The 19843-nt window shown below is 75.4% G+C and carries 16 protein-coding genes; 4 read left to right on the forward strand and 12 right to left on the reverse strand.

The annotated features are described in order from the left end of the window. Positions 1 to 30: 30 nt before the first annotated feature. Positions 31 to 471 (reverse strand): apotyrosinase chaperone MelC1, encoded by a 441-nt coding sequence (gene melC1 / locus AC02VZ_RS15645; protein ID WP_476475637.1) that lies wholly within the window; start codon positions 469 to 471, stop codon positions 31 to 33. Between the two features lie 393 nt (positions 472 to 864). Between melC1 and AC02VZ_RS15650 the strand changes: the two genes are divergently transcribed. Beyond that, positions 865 to 2091 carry an FAD-dependent monooxygenase gene (locus AC02VZ_RS15650; RefSeq protein WP_476475663.1) on the forward strand — a complete coding sequence of 409 codons (1227 nt, stop codon included), beginning with the start codon at positions 865 to 867 and terminating at the stop codon, positions 2089 to 2091. 13 nt (positions 2092 to 2104) lie between these two features. Further along, positions 2105 to 3088, forward strand: a complete 984-nt coding sequence (locus AC02VZ_RS15655; protein WP_432057496.1) for an aldo/keto reductase — start codon at positions 2105 to 2107, stop codon at positions 3086 to 3088. A 293-nt stretch (positions 3089 to 3381) separates the two neighbouring features. On the opposite strand, the gene AC02VZ_RS15660 is transcribed toward AC02VZ_RS15655, so the two are convergent. Then, positions 3382 to 3726, reverse strand: coding sequence for a hypothetical protein (locus AC02VZ_RS15660; protein WP_432057497.1), 345 nt, complete (start codon positions 3724 to 3726; stop codon positions 3382 to 3384). A 139-nt stretch (positions 3727 to 3865) separates the two neighbouring features. On the opposite strand from AC02VZ_RS15660, the gene AC02VZ_RS15665 reads away from it, so the two are divergent. Continuing rightward, entirely contained in the window at positions 3866 to 4423 is a 558-nt protein-coding gene (locus AC02VZ_RS15665; RefSeq protein ID WP_432057498.1) for a DUF6328 family protein, read from the forward strand. Positions 4424 to 4536: 113 nt separating this feature from the next. Here AC02VZ_RS15665 and AC02VZ_RS15670 read toward each other — a convergent pair whose 3' ends face one another. Both AC02VZ_RS15670 and AC02VZ_RS15675 read right to left on the reverse strand, forming a co-directional pair. Further along, entirely contained in the window at positions 4537 to 4962 is a 426-nt protein-coding gene (locus AC02VZ_RS15670) for an SsgA family sporulation/cell division regulator (RefSeq protein ID WP_432057499.1), read from the reverse strand. A 221-nt stretch (positions 4963 to 5183) separates the two neighbouring features. After that, positions 5184 to 6155, reverse strand: coding sequence for an LLM class F420-dependent oxidoreductase (locus AC02VZ_RS15675; protein WP_432057500.1), 972 nt, complete (start codon positions 6153 to 6155; stop codon positions 5184 to 5186). A gap of 71 nt (positions 6156 to 6226) precedes the next feature. Here AC02VZ_RS15675 and AC02VZ_RS15680 point away from each other — a divergent pair, with 71 nt between their 5' ends. Further along, entirely contained in the window at positions 6227 to 7669 is a 1443-nt protein-coding gene (locus AC02VZ_RS15680; protein WP_476475638.1) for a serine hydrolase domain-containing protein, read from the forward strand. 61 nt (positions 7670 to 7730) lie between these two features. Here the strand turns inward: AC02VZ_RS15680 and AC02VZ_RS15685 are convergent, their stop codons facing one another. The 8 genes from AC02VZ_RS15685 to AC02VZ_RS15720 form a co-directional block, all read right to left on the reverse strand. Then, positions 7731 to 9362 carry a serine/threonine-protein kinase gene (locus tag AC02VZ_RS15685; protein ID WP_476475639.1) on the reverse strand — a complete coding sequence of 544 codons (1632 nt, stop codon included), beginning with the start codon at positions 9360 to 9362 and terminating at the stop codon, positions 7731 to 7733. A 401-nt stretch (positions 9363 to 9763) separates the two neighbouring features. Then, a complete protein-coding gene (locus AC02VZ_RS15690) occupies positions 9764 to 10723 on the reverse strand; it encodes a threonine/serine dehydratase (protein ID WP_476475640.1) in 960 nt (319 codons plus the stop codon). Positions 10724 to 10897: 174 nt separating this feature from the next. Continuing rightward, complete coding sequence (locus AC02VZ_RS15695; protein WP_432057504.1) at positions 10898 to 11575, reverse strand: AIM24 family protein; 678 nt, start codon at positions 11573 to 11575, stop codon at positions 10898 to 10900. Between the two features lie 78 nt (positions 11576 to 11653). Beyond that, a complete protein-coding gene (locus AC02VZ_RS15700) occupies positions 11654 to 12859 on the reverse strand; it encodes a serine hydrolase domain-containing protein (protein WP_476475664.1) in 1206 nt (401 codons plus the stop codon). Positions 12860 to 12996: 137 nt separating this feature from the next. Next, positions 12997 to 15990: a helix-turn-helix transcriptional regulator gene (locus AC02VZ_RS15705; RefSeq protein WP_476475641.1), complete on the reverse strand. Its 2994-nt coding sequence runs from the start codon at positions 15988 to 15990 to the stop codon at positions 12997 to 12999. Between the two features lie 222 nt (positions 15991 to 16212). Beyond that, positions 16213 to 16563, reverse strand: a complete 351-nt coding sequence (locus AC02VZ_RS15710) for a UBP-type zinc finger domain-containing protein (protein WP_432057505.1) — start codon at positions 16561 to 16563, stop codon at positions 16213 to 16215. Further along, positions 16560 to 18104, reverse strand: coding sequence for an ATP-binding protein (locus AC02VZ_RS15715; RefSeq protein WP_476475642.1), 1545 nt, complete (start codon positions 18102 to 18104; stop codon positions 16560 to 16562). The genes AC02VZ_RS15710 and AC02VZ_RS15715 overlap by 4 nt, the downstream gene beginning before the upstream one ends. Further along, positions 18101 to 19777, reverse strand: a complete 1677-nt coding sequence (locus tag AC02VZ_RS15720) for an NAD(P)/FAD-dependent oxidoreductase (protein ID WP_432057507.1) — start codon at positions 19775 to 19777, stop codon at positions 18101 to 18103. Before AC02VZ_RS15720 ends, AC02VZ_RS15715 begins: the two co-directional genes overlap by 4 nt. Between the last annotated feature and the right edge of the window lie 66 nt (positions 19778 to 19843).

The raw sequence follows: 19843 nt of genomic DNA on the forward strand, positions 1-19843 counted from the left end.
GTGGTGCTCCCAACGTACGGACGGCACGGTTCAGTTGGCGGGCCGGGCAGGCCGGGCCGGCTTGGCGGGCGAGGCCGGGGCGGGCGCCGTCGGGAAGGGCAGCAGGGGGGAGCCCTGCAGTTCGTCCACCGCGGCGCGGGCGGCGGCCCGGGGGGTGGGGACGGGGTCGTAGTGGCTGACCACGCTGATCCAGCTGCCGTCGGCGTTCTGCATCACGTGCAGCTCCACGCCGTCGACGAACACGGCGACCGCCGGACCGCCGTGATGGTGATGACCGCCGGCGGAGGCCGGCCGGCCCTGTATGCGGCGCCCCCGGTAGACCTCGTCGAAGTGGTCCGGCGAGGCATGACGGCCGTGGCCGTGGTCGCGGGCGTCGGCCCGGGCGGCGGGAGCGAGCGCCGCGGCGCCGCCCGCGCCGGCGGTGAGGGCCGCGGCTGCGGTGAGCGCGCGGCGACGGCTGAGTTCGGGCATGGGACCTCCTGGACGGGGCGTGTGCGTACGGACCCCGCATACCTACCGGGCGCGCCGGATTGCGGAGAAATCCCCCGGGGGCCGGTTGGCCGTGATCCGGGCAATTCACCGCAGGAGGTACAGGGTTGAACCAAGATGATCTTGCTTCGCCGGGGTGCCGAGTGGAGCGGAAGGGGTAATTCCTTGCGTGGTCGGGCCTCTTCGGCGCGAACCCTGGCGCCACGGCGGTGATCCCGTGGTGTCCGTCACGCCCGGAGAATGGCGCGATCCGCAAGCCCGCGGATCACCACCGCCCACCTGCTACTCTGCGTCAGAGTCCGGCTCCTGTCCGTCATGTCCGGAGGTCCGGCGGGCACGGAGGCCCCCGGAACCCACCGGAGTTCCCCCTCGGAGGTGCGCGTGAAGGTCGTCTGCGTCGGCGGTGGACCCGCCGGTCTGTATCTCTCGGTGCTGCTGAAGCTCCAGGACCCCGCCCACGACGTCACCGTCCACGAACGCAACCCCGAGGGCTCCACCTACGGGTGGGGCGTGACCTACTGGCAGACCCTGCTGGACCGCCTCCGGGCCCACGACCCCGCTTCGGCCGACGCCCTGGCGGCCCGGTCCGTGCACTGGCAGGAGGGCGTCGCCCGGGTCCGGGACCACGAGCGGGACCTGACCACCCGCCACCGCGGCGACCGCGGGTACGGCATCGGACGCCACCGGCTGCTCGACCTGCTCGCCGACCGCGCCCGCTCCCTCGGCGTTCGCCTCGTCTTCGACAGCGACGTCGCCGCCGACCGGCTGCCCGAGGCGGACCTGGTGGTCGCCGCCGACGGCGTGCACAGCGCCCTGCGCACGCGCCACGCCGACCACTTCGGCACCCGCGTCACCGCCGGGCCGCACCCCTACATCTGGCTCGGCACCACCAAGGTCCTCGACGCCTTCACCCACTCCTTCGTCGAGACCGCCCACGGCTGGATCTGGTGCTACGGCTACCCCTACGGCCCGCGGAGCAGCACGTGCGTGATCGAGTGCGCCCCCGGCACCCTCGCCGGACTGGGGCTCGACCGCGCCGGGGAGGCCGACGGGCTCGCCCTGCTGGAAGAACTCTTCGCCGACGTCCTCGACGGCCACCGGCTCACCGGCCGGCCAGGCCCGGGCGGTGCCGCCCGGTGGGAGACCTTCCGCACCGTGACCAACCGCACCTGGCACCGCGGCAACCTGGTCCTCCTCGGCGACGCCGCCCACACCACCCACTACTCGGTCGGCGCCGGCACCAGCCTCGCCCTGGAGGACGCCGTCGCCCTCGCCGGGGCCCTGCGCGACCACGCCGAGGTGCCCGCCGCCCTCGCGTGCTACGAACGCGAACGCCGGGCCGCCCTGCTGCCGGCGCAGAGCGCCGCCCGGCACAGCGCCCGGTGGTACGCGGACCTGCAGCGCTACATCCGCCTCCCCCCGGAGCAGATGTTCGCCCTGCTCGGCCAGCGCCACTCGCCCCTGCTGCCCTACGTCCCCCCGCAGCTCTACTACCGCCTCGACCGGGCGGCCGGGCGGCTGGACACCCTGCGGCGCCTCAAGCGCTGGGCGGGCCCCCGGCTCGCGCGCCGGGCACAGAGCCTGGCCGACCGGGACGGATGACAGACTGTCGCCCATGGACGAGCGCACATTCGAACGGTCCGGTCAGCACGCCTCCGTGATCGGACTGGGCACCTGGCAACTCGGCGCCGACTGGGGCGACGTGGACGACAAGCAGGCCCTCGCGGTGCTGGAGGCCGCCGCCGAGTCGGGCGTGACCTTCTTCGACACCGCCGACGTGTACGGGGACGGCCGCAGTGAGCAGACCATCGCGTCCTTCGTCAGTGGCCGCCCCGACCTGCACGTGATGATCGCCACCAAGATGGGGCGGCGGGTGGAACAGCTCCCCGAGCACTACGTGCTGGACAACTTCCGCGCCTGGACGGACCGCTCCCGCCGCAACCTCGGCGTCGACCGGCTCGACCTCGTGCAGCTGCACTGCCCGCCGACCGAGGTCTACTCCCGCGACGAGGTCTTCGACGCCCTGGACACCCTGGTGGAGGAGGAGCGCGTCGCCGCCTACGGCGTCAGCGTGGAGACCTGCGCGGAGGCCCTGGCGGCGATCGCCCGGCCGCACGTGGCGAGCGTGCAGATCATCCTCAACCCGTTCCGGATGAAGCCGCTGCGCGAGGTCCTGCCGGCGGCCCGGGAGGCCGGCGTCGGCATCATCGCCCGCGTCCCCCTGGCCTCCGGTCTGCTGTCCGGGAAGTACACCCAGGACACCGTCTTCCCCGAGAACGACCACCGGACCTTCAACCGGCACGGCGAGTCCTTCGACCAGGGCGAGACCTTCTCCGGTGTCGACTACGCCACCGGGGTCGAGGCCGCCGCGGAGTTCGCCGCGCTCACCCCCGAGGGGTACACCCCGGCCCAGCTGGCGCTGCGCTGGATCGCCGGCCTGCCGGGCGTGACCACCGTGATCCCCGGCGCCCGCTCGCCCGAGCAGGCCCGGGCCAACGCGGCCGCCGCGCGCCTGCCGGAGCTGTCGCGGGAGACCCTCGCGGCGATCGACGACCTCTACGCCCGGCGGATCCGGGGCCACGTGGAGTCCCGCTGGTAGGACCCGCCCGCCCGGCCCGCGAGGGGCGGCCCCGCGGGCCCGGGTGGGAGGACGGTACGCGCCCCCGGCGCTGACTGTGAGGGCGTCCCGCGCGCCCGGCGCTGACACGGGAACGCGCAGGTGGTACGCGACGGGAACGCCCACGACCCGCCGGGGAGCGGACACGGGCACGGCCCGCCGACGAGGCGGGAGCGCGCACGGCCCGCCGTTCGGACGGACCCTCGCCGTCCGTCGGCGACCTTCCGGCGAAAAGCCTCCCGGCGGAGAAGGGCGGCCCGTGGGAGGCGGGACGCTCACGGCTCCAGGAACAGCTGCCTCTCCTGCTCCTGGTCGCCGGCCGCCGTCCCGTCGTCGCGGACCGTGAACGCCGCCCCGAGGGTGTCGCCCGCCCGGCGCACCGCGTCCGGGGTGCCCTGCACCGTCACGGCCACGGGCGCCGTCAGCGGGGCGGCGTCCGCGGCCGACGCGCCGGTGTCCGCCGGGCCCTCGGCGCCGAAGGTCGCGGTCCGCACGGTCGCGTGCTCGTCGGAGGGGAGGCCGTCCGACGCGCCGAAGGTTCCCTCCAGGGCCCGGACGACCGCCCGCGCGTCGTCGATGCCCCCGCCGCTCAGCGTGACGGTGAGCTGGGTGTCCGACATGTCGTTCACAACCTCCCGGCCTCGGTGTCGTAGCGGTCCGTGTAACCGGGCGCCCGCCGGCCAAACCGGTGGTGCCCGGAGCGGGGAAAGCACCCGCGGACGGGGAACCCGGTGGGAAGAGACGCAGGCGGGCCGAGTCATGGGAGGCGGCGTGTCCGACGCGGAGCAGGGCCGCCCGGTGCGCGCGGAGAAGAGCGGGCCGGCGCGCGCCGAGCAGGCCGGTCCGGTGCGCCGGGGGCGCAACGAGACCGAGGACGAGAGAGCGGACCGGATGTGGCAGGAGCTGATCCAGGAGGTCCGCGTCGCGCAGATGGGCGTGCAGATCCTCTTCGGGTTCCTGCTGACCGTGGTCTTCACGCCGAAGTACGGCGACCTGTCCGACACCGATCAGACGATCTACCTCGTCACTGTCGTCCTGGGCGCGTGCGCCACCGGCGCGCTGATCGCTCCGGTCACCCTGCACCGCCTCGTCTCCGGACGGCGGATCAAGGCGCAGGCGGTGCGGCTGGCCTCCCGCGTGACCCTGCTCGGGCTGTTGCTGCTGCTCGCCACCACCAGCGCGTCCCTGCTGCTCATCCTGCGCGTGGCGACCCACGACGGCTTTGTCCCGTACCTGGTCGCCGGGGTGGTCTTCTGGTACCTGCTCTGCTGGTTCGGGCTGCCGCTGTACGCCCGGCATCGGCACTCGACCCGCTGAGCGACCGACCCCGCGAACGCCCGGTGCCGCCCGCGTCCGCGCCGGGCGGACCACGCCGACCGCGTCCCGGCCGGGCGGACCGCGTCGATCGCGCCTCGGGCCTGCCCGGTGGGTCAGCGTCCGGCGAGGAGGTCCGCCAGGAAGTCGTCGACGCCGGCGTCCTCGTGGCCCGGCGGGACCAGGCGCCGCGTCTCGTCGAGGAACTCCCCGACCGTCTCCGCCCAGGCGAACACCACCGCGTGGTGCCGGCCCCCGTCGGGGCGGGGCTCGCCCAGGAACTCCATCCGCAGCTCCCGGCCCGTGCCGCGCACCTCCGGGGACAGGCGGACGTCCCCGAGGCCGACCGGCCCCCGCAGGCCGTCCGCGACCATCTCGCGGTCGAGCTGCCAGCGCGCCAGGACCCGGCCGTCGTGACTGAAGACCGCGGTGACGGCGAACGGGTCGGCGGGTTCGTAGCTGAAGTGGGCGAGCACGGGGAAGCGCTCCGAACCACCCGCCTGGAGTTCCACCACCAGGGTCTTGTGCACGAACGAGTTCACGAAAGGTCCTCCGGGGCGCGTAGCGACGTAGAGCCCTCTAGTACCCCGCATCCCGGCGGAATGCTCCGTCGTCCGGGTGAATCCTTCCGGGCCCGCCCCTGTCCGCCCCTGCCCGTACCTGCCCGTCCCTGCCTGTCCACGCCCGCTCGGGCCGCTCGGCCGTGGGGAACCGTCCAGCGCCTCACCCCTGCCGTCTCCGCCTCGCGCCACCGCCTCCCGCCTCAGCCGAAGGCGTCCCGCAGCGCCGGGAGCAGCGTCTTCTCCGCCCAGTCCAGATAGGCCGGCTGGGAGTCGCCGCCGATCTGCACCAGCGCGATCTCGGTGAAGCCGGCCTCCGCGTAGGGGCGGACCGCCTCGACGAAGTCGTCCGGGTCGTCGCCGCAGGGGATCGAGGCGGCCACGTCGTCCGGCCGCACGAACTGCGTGGCGGCCTCGAAGGAGTCCGGGTGGGGGAGTTCGGAGTTGACCTTCCAGCCGTTGCCGAACCACCGGAACTCGGCGTGGGCCCGCCGCACCGCCGCGTCCCGGTCGGCGTCGTGGCACACCGGCAGCTGTCCCACCCGCGGCTTCCCCGCGCCGCCGTGCCGGTCGAAGGCGTCGAGCAGCCCGGCCTCCGGCTCGGTCGCGATCACCAGATCGGCGAGCCGCCCCGCGAGGGCGCAGGAACGCTCCCCGGAGACCGCGATGCCGATCGGCGGCGGCTGGTCCGGCAGGTCCCACAGCCGGGCCGACTCCACGTCGAAGTGGGTGCCGCGACGGTTGACGTGACCGCCGTCGAGGAGCGCGCGGATGATCTCCACCGCCTCCTCGAACATCTCGTGCCGCACGTCGACGGAGGGCCAGCCGCCGCCCACGACGTGCTCGTTGAGGTTCTCGCCCGAGCCCAGACCCAGCCGGAACCGGCCCTCGGACAGCAGCTGCAGGGTCGCCGCCTTCTGCGCCACCACCGCGGGGTGGTAGCGGAACGTCGGACAGGTCACGTACGTCATCAGCGGGATGCGCGAGGTGGCCTGGGCGGCGGCGCCCAGCACGCTCCAGGCGTACGGGGAGTGGCCCTGGGCCCGCAGCCACGGGAAGTAGTGGTCCGAGGTCACCGAGAAGTCGAAGCCCGCCTCCTCGGCCCGCACCACATGGTCGACCAGTTCCCGCGGTCCGGCCTGCTCGGTCATCATCGTGTATCCGATCTGCACCATGATGTCCGGGTCCCCGTCCGCGCCGGCCGGAAACGGTGGATCACCCGGCCCCGGCCGGGCAGGATCGCCGCATGAGCCGTACCAGTGCCGATCCGCTGCCCGCCGCCGCACCCGCCGCCCAGGGCGTCGACGCCGCCGGTGTCCACGCCCTCCTCGACGCCCTGGAGGCCGCCGGGGACATCGAGCCGCACAGTCTCATGATCCTGCGGCACGGCCAGGTGGTCGCCTCCGGGTGGTGGGCCCCCTACACCCCCGCACGCCCGCACCTGCTGTACTCGCTCAGCAAGTGCTTCACCGTGACCGCCGCGGCCCTCGCCGAGGCGGAGGGGCTGATCGACTTCGACGCGCCGGTGCTCTCCTACTTCCCGGAGTTCGCGGCGGACGTCACCGACCCCCGCAGCCGCGCGCTGCGGATCCGGCACCTCGCCTCGATGGCCAGTGGCCACGCCCGCGACACCGTGGACGAGGCGTACCGCCGCGACCCCGCCGAGCCCGTGCGCGGCTTCCTGCTGCTCCCGCCCGACCGCGACCCGGGCACCCTCTTCGCCTACAACCAGCCCAACACCTACACCCTGGGCGCCGTCGTCCAGCGCGTGACCGGGCGGTCGCTCACCGACTACCTGCGGCCCCGGCTGCTGGACCCGCTGGGCATCGGCCGGACCGGGTGGGTCCGCGACCGCACCGGACGCGAGATCGGCTTCAGCGGCCTGTACGCCTCCACCGACGCCGTCGCCCGGCTGGGCGCGCTGTACCTCGCCGACGGTGTCCACGACGGCCGGCGGCTGCTGCCCGCGGGCTGGGCCGCCCGCGCCGCGCGCCCGCACATCGCGACGGACGGCGCCCTGGGCGAGGACCGCCCGGACTGGGACCAGGGGTACGGCCACCACTTCTGGATGTCCCGGCACGGATACCGCGGGGACGGCGCCTACGGCCAGTTCTGCCTCGTGCTGCCCGAGCACGGCGCCGTGATCGCCGCGACCTCGGCGACCGAACGCATGCAGGACTACCTGGACCTGGTCTGGCGGCACCTGCTGCCCGCCTTCCACCCGGCACCGCTCGCCGGCCGGGACGCCGAGGACGCGGCGCTGCGCGACCGGCTCGCCCGGCTCTCCCTCCCACCGGCGCCGGGCGGCCCGGTGCCGTCGGAGCGCGCCGCGCAGTGGGCGGGCGCCGTCTTCGCCCCGGCGGGCGGCACCTGCGCCGACCAGCCCACCCTGGCCGGCGCGGAGGTCGCCGCCGGGGACGGCGGCTGGACGCTCACCCTCACCGACCGCGGCGAACCGCTGTCGCTGCGGCTCCCGGAGACGGGGTGGACGGTCACCGAGGAGCCCGTCCCGACCGCCGTCGGCGGCGGCTGGACCGGGCCCGGGACGCTGACGGCGGACGTGCTGTTCCTGGAGACACCGCACCGCCTGCGCCTGACCTGCTCCCTGGCCGACCGCACGTTCACGGCACGCTGGGCGACCCGCCCCCTCCCTCCGACACGCCTGCGCAGGCTGCGGTGCCCGGGGTGAGGAACCGCCGGGTGAGGAACGGCCGGGTGAGGGGCGGACCGTGCGGAAGCGTGCGCGCTGGTCAGTCCGTGCCGGGCCGGAAGGTCCGCAGGACGGTGCGCAGCGCCTCCTGCCCGGCGGGCTCGTCCCAGTCCGCGACCGGGGTCGTCCAGCGCAGCGAGAAGCCGCGCCCGCCGCCGAGGAGGACCCCGCGGCCCAGGGTGCGCACCCTGGTGCCGTCGACGGTGGCGTACCACTCCATGTCGGCGGCCCTCCGCCCCTGGTAGGTCAGCTCCCGGATGGCGCCGATGCGCTGGTAGCCCGCGGTGCGCCGCAGGGCGGGCTCCACGTCGCCCCGCCACACCGCGACCGGGTCCGGGCCGACCCGCTCGCTGTAGGTCACCGCGAGCGTGCGCGGATCGCCGTCGGCGCCGAAGGTGGCACGGTAGGACCCTTCGGCCCCCGGTGTGGTGGCCACCCGTTGCCAGCCCGCCGGCAGCGCGACGGAGAAGCCCTCCGGCGCGCGCAGGACGCGGAATCCCGCGGGCAGCCCACCCGTGCCGGACGGGGACGGCTCGGCACGGTCCGGCGGGGTGGACGGCGTGTTCGGGTCCCGGTCCCCGCCCTCCGCGGTCCCGCCGGGCGACGGCGGGGCCGCCGGTGCCGACGGGGGAGCCGAGGGGGCGGCGGGCGGTGCGGCCGGGGGACCGGCGGCGGACGGGCCGCCGCCGGGCAGCGACTGCGTCACGACCAGCAGGGCGGCCGTCACGGCGACGACGGCCAGGGCGGTGCCGAGGAGCGTCGTCCGGCGGCTCCACCGCCGGCCCGCGCGCCGCACCACGGCGAAGCCGGCACCGCGCAGCCGGGGACGTCCGGCCTCCGCCGCCGCTCCCGCGTCCGGCTCCTCGCTGAGGACGCGGGTGAGGGCCTCGCGCACCACCGGACGGGTCAGTCGCTCCCGCGCGTCCTTGCGCAGCAGCCCCTGCACGACCCGCGTGAGCGGCCCGGCCCGCACGGGGGAGCGCAGCGGCAGCCGGTCCACGCCCCGCAGCGTCGCCTCGGGCCGCCCCCGGTCCCGGAACGGCGGACGTCCCTCCACCATCGTGTAGAGGAGGGCGCCCAGCGCCCAGAGGTCGGCGGCCGGGCCGACGCGCTCGTCGCGGGCCTGCTCCGGTGAGGCGTACGACGGCGCGGTCAGCCGCGGTGCCAGGGTCGCGCCGACGAGCCCGTATCCGGTGACGACGACCGGGCCGGTGTCGCGCACGAAGACCTGGCCGGGGCTGAGTTCGCCGTGCGTGATGCCCTGGGCGTGGGCGGCGTCCAGCACGTCGAGCAGTTCCAGGCCGATACGGGCGGCCCGCACGGGGTTGACGGTGCCCTGCTCGGCGAGGAGCTGCCCGAGCGGGACGCCGTCGATCCACGCGGTGACCGTCCACAGCGCGCCGTCCTCGCCGACGGCGTCCACCACGGTCGCCACCCGCCCCGGTGCCAGCCGGTCCACGCTCTCGGTGGTGCGCAGGACGCGCGACAGGGCCCGGCGCGCGGTGTCGTCGGAGGTGTCCTCGGGCAGTCCGGTCCGGGTGACCAGGCAGGGGCGGCCCGACCGGGTGTCGTCGGCGTACCAGCAGACGCGGTTGGTCTCCCGGTGGAGGACCTCGACCAGCCGGAACCGACCACCGACCGACCCGTGCGTGGAGACGTGCGCCCTGCCCATGGCCATCCCTCGTCCGACCGCTGTTTCCGCCTTGGGCACAGGTACGGAGGACGGGGCCGGATCGGTTCAATGGAACGCGTCCGGATCACGGCACGGGAGAAATTCCGTCCCGCGTGTCGAAAACCGTGGCCCGCGCAGGTATCGGCCGATCTCCCGGAACCGGGCGGCACGCGGCTCACCTGGCACGCTGTGCCGTTCGGCGGGCCGTCCCGCTCCTTTTCCGGCGGCGGTGAAAGAACCGCTCCCGGCCCACCTGGAGTAACCCGCGGTAAATCCCCCGGCGGGCGGGAAAGGACCCGGTCGCGCGGGAACGTGGAATGCGGTGGAAAGGCGGCGGCCCACCCGGTGGGGCCACCGCCCGAAGGGGCGGCCCGGTCCGGGTGCGGCCCCGCCGGCGGGGGTCAGCGCAGTCCGAAGCGGTCGGCCCAGGCCGCCATGTCGGCGGTGGTCGCGTTGCCGCCGCAGACGACCAGTGCGAGCCGGGCGCCGTCGCCGACCCGCTCCCGCACCTGCCGGGCCGCCGGCAGCAGACAGCCGGCGGCCGGTTCCGTCCACACCTTGGCGTGCTCGGCCAGCTCCAGCGACCCGCGCACCGCCTCCCGGTCCGGCACCACCAGCACCTCGGTGACCAGCTCGGCGACGTGCTGGTAGGTCAGCGCCGACACGCTCGGAGCGCTCAGCGTGGAGACGATCGACGACAGCTCCACCGGCACCGGACCGCCCGCGGCCAGCGCCTCGGACATGGCCTCGGCACCCCCGGTCTCCACCCCCCACACCCGCACGCCCGGCCGCCGGGCCCGCAGGGCCGCCGCCACACCGGAGATCAGCCCCCCGCCCCCGATGCTGACCAGCACGTCGGTGACCTCGTCGACGTCCTCGGCCAACTCCAGTCCCACGGTGCCCTGTCCGGCGATCACCTCGGGATCGTCGAACGGGTGGACCAGGGTCAGTCCCTCCTCCTGGAGCCGGGTCATCAGCGCGAAGGCGCCGTCCATGTCCTCGGTGAGCCGCACCGTCGCCCCGGCCGACTCGGCGACCTCCACGGCACGCGCCGGAGCCGAACGCGGCATCACCACCGTCGCCTTGACGTCCAGGGCGGAGGCCATGACCGCGAGTGCGATGCCGTGGTTGCCGCCGCTGACGGCCACCACCCCGGCGGCCCGCTCGGCCTCCCCGAGCGCCAGCAGCTTCGAGGCCGCTCCCCGGGCCTTGAACGACCCGGTGCGCTGCAGCAGTTCCAGCTTCGCCGTGACCGGGACGCCCAGCAGTGCCGACAGTCCGGGGCTGGGGACGGTCGGCGTCCGCACCACGTGCCCGGCGATCCGTTCGGCCGCCGCCTCGATCCGCGAGATCCCGATCATGTCGGTCACCTTTCCGGCGCGGGGGTCGTGATCCACGCCGTGACGCACTCTCACCCCGGTGCGCGGCCCCGGTCAACCGTGGCGGCACCGGGCCGCACGGCTCCCGCGCGGCGGACCGCCCCGGCCGGCCGCACGGCCCGCGGCGCGACATACACCGTCCGACGGCCGCCCCCCTCAGTGCTGCTGCGGCTTGTGCGGGGTCGCCTCGCTGGGCCGCACCACGACGTACCCCTCGCCCTGGAGCACCAGCTGGACCGCCTCGCCCGAGCCCCCGCGGAGCATCGACCCCAACGACTGCGACCGGTTCAGCGAGGTGGTCAGCCCCGCCGTCCAGCCCACGACGGCGTCGGTGTCCACGTGCACCGGCTGCTGCGGCGAGACCGGGATGACCAGGGGATCGCCGTCACACACCAGCCCCAGTCGGCCGTGCCCGGTGAACACGCTGTTGAACAGGCCGCCGCCGGTGATGCCGGCGCCCTTCACCGTGCTGATCCGGTAGGCCAGGGTGGGGTCGAAGCAGAGCACGTTGCGGCCGTTGACGGTGAACTCGTCACCGGGCTCGACGTCGACGATGAAACAGTTCTGCGCCTCCTGCGCGAACCACGCCTCACCCTGCCCGCGCACCGCCATCAGCGGCAGCCCCTCACCGGTCACCGCTCGCTTCAGCATGCCGCCCACGCCCTGGCCCTTGCGTTCGAACTGCAGGGAGCCGCGGTAGGCGACCATGGCGCCCTGCCGGGCGAGCATCTCCCCGTCGACCACGTACCGGATGCACTTCGCGCTCTCGACGGTCATGCCCGGGGCCGTAGCGGGCTGCACCATGTGCCGGCTGGAAAAGAGATCACCTTTCATGGCGTCATCCTCACCCGGACGCCTGCCCTCCGCCAAGAAACCGGAGGGACCGTCCGCCCCCGGCGGAACCGGCCGCCCTCAGGGACGGGCCACCTGCGGCGCCACGTCCTCGTGCACCGGGGCGGCCGGTGCGGCGCTGCGGGCGGCCGAGCGCCCGCAGAACGCCGCGTCCAGCGTCCGCAGCATCGTGCCCATCACCTTCGCGTTGTTCGAGGTGGTGGCCAGCGCCGTGAGGGAACGCCGTCCGTCCTTCGACGTGAACGCGTAGGAGTAGTAGCCCTGTACGGCACCGGTGTGCCCGTACACCGACACCCCGCACGACAGGTCGCGCCGCCGCAGCCCCAGCCCGTACGCCTGCCCGGTGCCCGCCGGCACCCAGCGCCGCATCTCCCGCAGGGCCGCGGCCGAGACCAGCCGCCCCGACATCAGCGCCGTGAGGAACGTGTTGACGTCCCGCGTGGTGGAGATGACGGCGCCCGCGCTCTGCGCCCAGGACACCGTCTGCTCGGTGGCGTCGACGAGGGCCCCGCCGGCCGCGTCCGGGGTGAGGTAGCCGCGGGTGTGGCGGCCCGGGAGCGCGGTGCCGGGATGCACGTAGAACGTGTCGCGCAGTCCCAGCGGTCCGACGATCCGCTCCCGGTACTCGGTCGCCAGGGACCGGCCCGTCACCGTGCGGATCAGCATCCCCGCGACGACGAAGTTGGTGTTGGAGTAGCGGTAGGCGCCGCCCGGCGCCGTGGTCCGCGGGTGCTGCAGCGACCTGCGTACCAGCGCGCGCAGCGTGAACACCTTCGTGCGGACCGCCTCGAAGCCGGACACCGTCCGGGCGAACATGTCGTTGGTGTAGTCGTACAACCCGCTCCGGTGGCTCAGGACGTGACGGACCGTGATGCGGTCGTCGGGCAGCAGCCCCGGCAGGTGGCGGTTGACGGGGGAGTCCAGCTCCAGCCGTCCCTCGTCGACCAGTTGCAGCAGCACCACGGCGGTCATCACCTTGGTGACGCTGCCGATGCGGAAGCGGTCCGCGTCGGTGAGGGCCCGCCCCGTCGCGCGGTCCGCCACACCGGTGGCCGCCCGCAGCACCGTGCCGTGGTCGTCGATCCGCGCCATCGCCCCCGGCGCGCCCTGTGTCCGCGCCGTGCCCAGCAGCTTCTGCAGGCCGGCCAGATCGGGCGCGTCGAGCGCCGGGGCCGACGCCGGGGCCCGGGCCGCCCCGCCGGCGGCGTGCGCCGGAACCGCCAGGAGGGACAGGGCGGCCACCGCCGCCACCGCACCCGTACGCATCGTCGCCGCTGTCGAGACCATCCGCCGCCGCTCCGCTTCCGCCGCACCGCCATCCGGGCCCGGCGGCGCACGGTCACCCTGTGATCACCGAGCGTCGCCGATCGCCACAGTATGGCGACGCGACGCGGCGGAAAGGGTCAGGCGGACGTGGGGCGGCGGGGCGTGTCGGCCACCCGGCCCGGCCCGTCGGACTCCGGGGCGACCAGATCCTCCCGATAGGCGATCGCCACCGCCTCGGTGCGCCCCGACGCGCCCAGTTTGGCGAGGATGTTCGACACGTGGACGCTCGCCGTCTTGCCGCTGATGAACAGCTCCTCGCCGATCTGCCGGTTGCTCCGCCCCCGGGCGAGCAGCCGCAGCACCTCCCGCTCGCGCGCGGTCAGCACCCCGGCCCGCCCCGCCCCGGACGGCCCGCCGAGCCCGCCGCGCGCCGCCAGCGCCTCGGCCCGCTCCACCAGCGGTACGGCGCCCAGCCGTCCGGCCGCCTCACGCACGGCGCCGACCTCGGCCGCCGCCTCCTCCCGCCGCCCGGCGGCCAGCAGGGCCTCGGCGTACCGCAGCCGGGACCGCTCCCGCTCGTACACGTCCCCGAAGCCGAACGCGGCCACCGCCCGCTCCCACACGGCGGTCTCCGGCCCCGACACCGCCCGGCGCCACTCGGCCTCCGCCCGCGCCAACCACGCCTGGCCCTCACTGCCCTGCGGCCCGCCGTCCTCGCCGTGCGCGGCCGACGCCCGGGCCCGCTCCACCAGGTCGTCGGCGGTCCCGGCCCACCGGCGGACACCGGCCTCGTCACCGGCCGCACGCCGCTCTGTCGCCGCGTCCGCGACCGCCGCCAGCGCCAGGGCCGCCAGCCGCACCGTGACGTCCGGGGCCGTCCCCGACGCGTCCGTGAGCGACGTGATCGTGCGGCGCATCCACCGCACGGCCTCCTCCGGGTCGCCCCGCAGCGCGGCCGCGTCGGTCAGCAGGATCCCCGCCACCAGCGTCGCCATCCAGTCGAACGGCCCGTCCAGGGTGGCCCGGACCCGCTCCACGGCCGAGAAGTCACCCCCCGCCAGCGCCACGTACAGCGCGGGCGCGACCGCGTACCCGCCCAGCGGGGGAAGCTCCCGGGCATCGGCCTCCGCGGCCCGCGCGCACGCGTCCCAGCGGCCCGTCGCGTACAGCACCAGCAGCCGCAGGTACCGCATCGCCAGCGGATACGGCGACGCCAGCAGCCCGGCGCGGCGGGCCCGGTCCAGCCCCTCCGTCAGCAACGGCAGGCACGCCTCCAGCTCCCCGGCCTCGTGGGCGCCCATGGCCAGGTTGTACAGGGCCCGCAGCTCCACCGCCGCGTTGCCGGCCTCCCGGGCCAGCTCCCTCGCCCGGGTGAGCCGTTCCCGCCCTTCGGCGGAGTGGCGGCTGAACTCCTCCAGACCGACCACCGAGATCAACAGGTCCGCCTGCGCGTCGGCCATGCCCAGCCGTTCGGCCGCCGCCAGCGCCCGGTGGGCCACCGACAGCGCCGTGTCGTTCTCCCCGACCTGCCGCGCGGTCATGACGTGCGTGGCCGCCGCCCACACCCAGGTCGGCGAGGCCGGTTCCCCGGGGATCATCGCCAGCGCCTCGCTGCTGTGCGCGAAGGCCGCGGCCAGGCTGTCGACCCGCAGCAGGTTCCCGGCCAGCGTGTACCGCACCCGCGCGGCGAGCTCCAGGTCGGCGTCCCGCCCGAGGTCCGCCAGCGCGGACCGGGTGAGGGCGACCGCGCGGTGCAGTTCACCGGCGTGCGCCGCCGCGGCCGACGCCCGCAGGGTCAGCGTCACCGGATCGGCCGGCGTGCCCTCGGGCAGCCCCTCCGCGCCCACCGCCGGCCACAGGTCCAGGGCGGTCTCCAGGTGCCGCAGCTCCTCGGCGGGCGCGCCGAGTCGCTGGGCGTGGTCGGCGGCCTCCAGCGACGCGGCGAGCGCCCGCGCCGGGTCGTGGCTCTCCCGGTGGTGGTGCGCCCGCTCCGCCGCCGTCTCCGCACGCGGTCCGCGCCAGGCCAGCAGCCGGGCGAACGCCCCGTGCAGCCGCGCCCGTTCACCCGGCAGCAGGTCCGCGTAGACCGCCTCCCGGGCCAGGGCGTGCCGGAAGGAGTACGTGCCGCCCTCCCCGGCGACCAGCAGCTGCCGCCCGACGGCCTCCCGCAGGGCCGGCTCCAGCTCGTCCTCGGGCAGCCCGACCGCCTCGCGCAGCACCTCGTGGTGGACCCGGCGTCCGGCGACGGCCGCGGTGCGCAGCACCCGCTGCGCGGTCTCCGACAGCTGCTCCACCCGGATCAGCAGGACGTCGGCGAGGCCGCTGGGCACCCCGGTGGCGGGGGTGCCGGCGGCGGCCACCAGTTCCTCGGCGTAGAAGGCGTTGCCCTCCGCGCGCTCCACGATCCGGCGGACCGTGGCGTCCGGCAGGGGCCGCGCCTCCAGCGCCCGCACCAGCCGGGTCACGTCGGCGTCGGGCAGCGGTCGCAGCTCCAGCCGCTCCACCACGGGCAGCCGCACCAGCTCCGCCAGCACCGGCCGCAGCGGATGCCGCCGGTGCAGGTCGTCCGCCCGGTACGAGGCACAGACCGCCAGCCGGGGCGCGGGCGACCCCACCGCGGGGCGCTGCAGCACCCCGCGGCCCAGCAGGAAACGCAGCAGGTCGCGCGAGGACTGGTCGGCCCAGTGCAGGTCCTCCAGCACCAGCAGCAGCGGCGCGACGTCCGCGACCTCGGCGAGCAGCTCGGCCACGCCCTCGAACAGCCGCAGCCGCGCGTCCGCGTCCCGCATCGCGTCGGTGCCGCCGCCCAGCAGCCGGCCGACCGCCGGGCGGCCGGCGACGACCGCCGCGAACCGCTCGTCGGCGGCCAACCGCCCCAGCACCTCGGTGAACGGCAGGTACGGCAGGCCCACGTCGCCCAGGTCCACGCAGTGCCCGGTGACCACCGTCATCCCGTCCGCGGCGGCCCGCACGGCGACCTCGTCCAGCAGCCGGGTCTTGCCCACCCCGGCGTCCCCGGCGAGCAGCACGGCACGTGCCTGACCGCGCCGGGCGCCTTCCAGCACCCCGGCGAGACGGGCGAGTTCGTCGTCCCGGCCGACGAGCGGACCGGCGAAGGAGGTCGCTGACACGCCCCCATCCTGGCACGGTGCCGCGACGCCCGGGGCGGGGCGGGCAGGGGCGCGGGTGTGCGGGGTCCGGCAGGTCGGGGGCGGGACCGGGCGGTCGTCGGTGGGGGCCGGTCCGTCGGTCCGGGTGCGGGGTCCGGCAGGTCAGGGGCAGGGCCGGGCGGTCGGTCGCGGGCCGCCCGGCCTGCCGGTCCGGGGTGGGGGCCGGGCAGCGGGGCCGGCCGGTCAGTGGTGCAGCCGGGCGGTCCAGTCCGCCGGGACCCGCTCCGCCGGTCCGGGGGCGGGTTGCGCGGCCGGGTGGCTGTCCGGCGGGGCGAGGGCCGGGCCGGACTCGTACAGCTCCTCGGTGGTGTAGTCGAAGAACCAGTCCTCACCCGGCTCGTAGCTGTGCACCAGCGGGTGCCCGGTGGCGCGGTAGTGCGCCGTGGCGTGCTGACCGGGCGAGCTGTCGCAGCAGCCGACGTGGCCGCACGCGGCGCACCGCCGCAGGTGGAACCACCAGCCGCCGGTGGCCTCGCAGTCGGCGCATCCGGGGCCGCTGGGCGGGACGGAGGGGTCGACGGGGACGCTGGTCATGCCTGCTCCTCGGGGGACTCGGGGGACTCCGGGGGCTCGGGGAACTCCGGAGACTCACGGGACTCGGCAGTGTCGGGGGACGCGTGGGACCCGGGGGTGTCGTCGTCGGGGGGCGGGGCGGTGAGCGGCAGCAGCACCTGGAAGCGCGTGTCACCGGGCTCGGAGTCGAACCGCAGGACGCCGTGGTGCTTGTCCACCACGATCCGCCACGAGATGTCCAGGCCGAGCCCGGTGCCCTCACCCACCGGTTTCGTGGTGAAGAAGGGGTCGAAGACGCGCTCGCGGATGTCCTCGGGGATGCCGGTGCCCGTGTCGCGGAACTCCACCAGCAGCCGCCCGGCCTCCCGCGCGGTGCGCACGGTCAGGGTGCCCCCGCCGCTCGCCGCGTCCATCGCGGCGACCGCGTTGTCCACGAGGTTCGTCCACACCTGGTTCAGCTCCGCCGGGTAGGCGGGGATCCTCGGCAGGGTGCGGTCGTAGTCCCGGACGACCTCGATGTGCTGCCCGGTCTTGGCGGACAGCATCACCAGCGTGCTGTCCAGGAGTTCGTGCACGTCGACGACCTGGAAGGGCGCCCGGTCGAGCTGAGCGTACTGTGTGGCCGCGTCCACGAGGTGCGAGACGCGTTTCGCCGCGTCCTCGATCTCGTCCATCAACAGCTCGGTCTCGACGGTGTAGTTGAGCCAGCCCACCGCGCCCGGCAGCAGTTCCTCGTCCACGACGGCGGCGACCCCGTCCAGCCAGTCCGGGTCCAGCCCCGCCTGCACGAAGGTCGGGGCGATGCGCCAGCCCTCGGGCACCCCGTGCTCGTCGAGCCAGTCGGCGAGCGCGTCCTCGCGGTCCGCCGCCTCCAGCGGGCTCAGGGCGGGCGCCTTCGCGACGCGTTCGGCGGTGCGCTCCTGGAGGTCGATGAGGTTGCCCAGGGTCTCCGGCTCGTAGGTGCCGGTGGAGATCACCCGCAGCTTGTGCCGCATCCGGCCCACCCGCTCGCGCAGCGACGCGGTGGCCCGCACGGCTGCCGCCGCGGGGTTGTTCAGCTCGTGGGTCAGACCGGCCGACAGCGAACCGAGCGCCAGCAGCCGTTCGCGCTGCCCGATGGCCCGCTGGGTGCTCTTGGACCCGAAGAACAGCCCCTCCAGCAGGTGGACGGCCATCGGGAACCATTCCCGCATGACGGCCGCGAACGTGTCCGCGGGCAGCACGAAGAACCGCGACGGCTCCGTCACCCGCATCGTGTTGGTGTACACCTGCGGCACCCGGTCGCCCAGGTACGCCTGCATCGCCCCCGCGTACACCCCGCGCTGGGACGTGCGGTTGACCTCGACGTCCTGGCCGCCGACCCGGCGCGACAGCACCACCGTGCCCTGAAGCATCACGTAGAAGCAGGTCGCGGGCTCGCCCTCGGTGTACACGGCACCGGGCTCGAAGCGTTCCACCCGCCCCTCGTCGCACAGCCGTCCCAGCTGTTCGGGGGTGAGCCGCTCGAACAGGAACAGCGAGCCGATCTCCCGCGGGCTGCACGGCGCCGGCCCGCCGTTCACGACTGCTCCAGGTAGCGGTGGACGAGCATGACGGCCATGGCTCCCTCTCCGACGGCGGACGCGACCCGCTTCGCGGACTCGGCGCGGGCGTCGCCCGCCACGAACACGCCGGGCACGCTGGTCTCCAGGTGGTAGGGCGGCCGGTCCAGCTCCCACTCGTCCGGTGGCCGTCCGTCCGCGGTCAGATCGGGCCCGGCGAGCAGGAAGCCCCTCCCGTCCCGCCGCACCGTGCCGTCGAGCCAGCCGGTCAGCGGGGCCGTCCCGATGAACACGAACAGCCAGTGCGAGTCGACCCGTTCATCCGCGCCGGTCCGCGTGTCGCGCAGCGTCAGGTGCTCCAGGTGCCCGTCGCCGTGCGCGGCGGCGACCTCGGTGCCGGTGCGCACCGCGATGTTCGCCGTCCGCTCGATCTGCCGGACCAGGTAGTACGACATCGACGCGGACAGGTCCGGCCCCCGCACCAGCAGCGTCACCGACTTGGCGCCCCGCGCCAGGTGCATCGCCGCCTGCCCGGCCGAGTTGGCGCCGCCCACGATGTACACGTCCTCGCCCCGGCAGGCCGCCGCCTCGGTGAGCGCCGACCCGTAGTACACCCCGCGGCCGGTCAGCTCCGCGCAGCCGGGGACCGACAGCCGCCGGTACGACACCCCGGTCGCCAGGATCACGCTGTGCGCGGCGACCGCCGAACCGTCCGAGAACCGCACGACCCGGGCGGAGCCGCACACCTCCAGCCCCGTCACCTCCCGCGCGGTCAGGATCTCCGCCCCGAAGCGGGTCGCCTGGCGACGCGCCCGGTCGGTGAGCTGCGCCCCGGACACCCCGTCCGGGAAGCCGAGGTAGTTCTCGATGCGGGAGCTCTGGCCCGCCTGGCCGCCCGTCGCCGACCGCTCCACCAGCACGGTGCGCAGCCCCTCCGAGGCGCCGTAGACGGCCGCGCCCAGCCCCGCCGGGCCGCCGCCGATCACCACCAGGTCGTAGAAGTCGGCCTCCGGGGTCGTCGCCAGGCCCACCCGGGCCGCCAGGTCCACGGGTTCCGGCTCCACCAGCGGCGTCCCGTCCGGGACGATCACCACCGGCAGCCGCGTCCCGTCCTCGCCCGCGGCGGTCAGCAGCCGGCGGCCCTCCGGCTGGTCGGAGGAGTACCAGCGGTAGGGCACCTGGTTGCGGGCCAGGAACTCCCGCACGTCCGAGGACCGCGCCGACCAGCGGTGCCCCACCACCTTGGTGCTGGGCACCGGCCGGTGGTCGCCGGCCCGCCAGGCGGCGAGCAGATCGTCGACGACCGGGTAGAGCTTCTCCTCCGGCGGGTCCCAGGGCTTGAGCAGGTAGTGGTCGAGGTCGACCACGTTGATCGCGTCGATCGCCGCGCCGGTGTCCGCGTACGCCGTCAGCAGCACCCGGCGGGCACCCGGGTGGATGTCGAGGGCCTGCTCCAGGAACTCGATGCCGTTCATCCGCGGCATCCGGTAGTCGGCGAGGAGCACGGCCACCGGTTCCCCGCGCAGCTTCAGCTCGCGCAGCGCCTCCAGGGCGGCCTCACCCGACTCGGCGCGCACGATCCGGTACGCGGCGCCGTAGCGCCGCCTGAGGTCCCGCGCGACGGCCCGGGAGACCCCCGGGTCGTCGTCCACGGTCAGGATGACGGTGCGCGCCGCGTCGGTGGCCTCTGCCATGGGTCCCCCACATCGCGTGGTCGGGTCCGGCACGGCGGACCCGCTGCGACGTCGGTCACCGCGCCG

This window comes from Streptomyces sp. 3-6, from assembly GCF_056323165.1.

Coding starts and splice junctions, on each gene's coding strand:
- melC1 (WP_476475637.1), bottom strand. CDS start 471: ATGCCCGAACTCAGCCGTCGCCGCGCGCTCACCGCAGCCGCGGCCCTC.
- AC02VZ_RS15655 (WP_432057496.1), top strand. CDS start 2,105: ATGGACGAGCGCACATTCGAACGGTCCGGTCAGCACGCCTCCGTGATC.
- AC02VZ_RS15660 (WP_432057497.1), bottom strand. CDS start 3,726: ATGTCGGACACCCAGCTCACCGTCACGCTGAGCGGCGGGGGCATCGAC.
- AC02VZ_RS15665 (WP_432057498.1), top strand. CDS start 3,866: ATGGGAGGCGGCGTGTCCGACGCGGAGCAGGGCCGCCCGGTGCGCGCG.
- AC02VZ_RS15675 (WP_432057500.1), bottom strand. CDS start 6,155: ATGGTGCAGATCGGATACACGATGATGACCGAGCAGGCCGGACCGCGG.
- AC02VZ_RS15680 (WP_476475638.1), top strand. CDS start 6,227: ATGAGCCGTACCAGTGCCGATCCGCTGCCCGCCGCCGCACCCGCCGCC.
- AC02VZ_RS15685 (WP_476475639.1), bottom strand. CDS start 9,362: ATGGGCAGGGCGCACGTCTCCACGCACGGGTCGGTCGGTGGTCGGTTC.
- AC02VZ_RS15690 (WP_476475640.1), bottom strand. CDS start 10,723: ATGATCGGGATCTCGCGGATCGAGGCGGCGGCCGAACGGATCGCCGGG.
- AC02VZ_RS15695 (WP_432057504.1), bottom strand. CDS start 11,575: ATGAAAGGTGATCTCTTTTCCAGCCGGCACATGGTGCAGCCCGCTACG.
- AC02VZ_RS15700 (WP_476475664.1), bottom strand. CDS start 12,859: ATGCGTACGGGTGCGGTGGCGGCGGTGGCCGCCCTGTCCCTCCTGGCG.
- AC02VZ_RS15710 (WP_432057505.1), bottom strand. CDS start 16,563: ATGACCAGCGTCCCCGTCGACCCCTCCGTCCCGCCCAGCGGCCCCGGA.
- AC02VZ_RS15720 (WP_432057507.1), bottom strand. CDS start 19,777: ATGGCAGAGGCCACCGACGCGGCGCGCACCGTCATCCTGACCGTGGAC.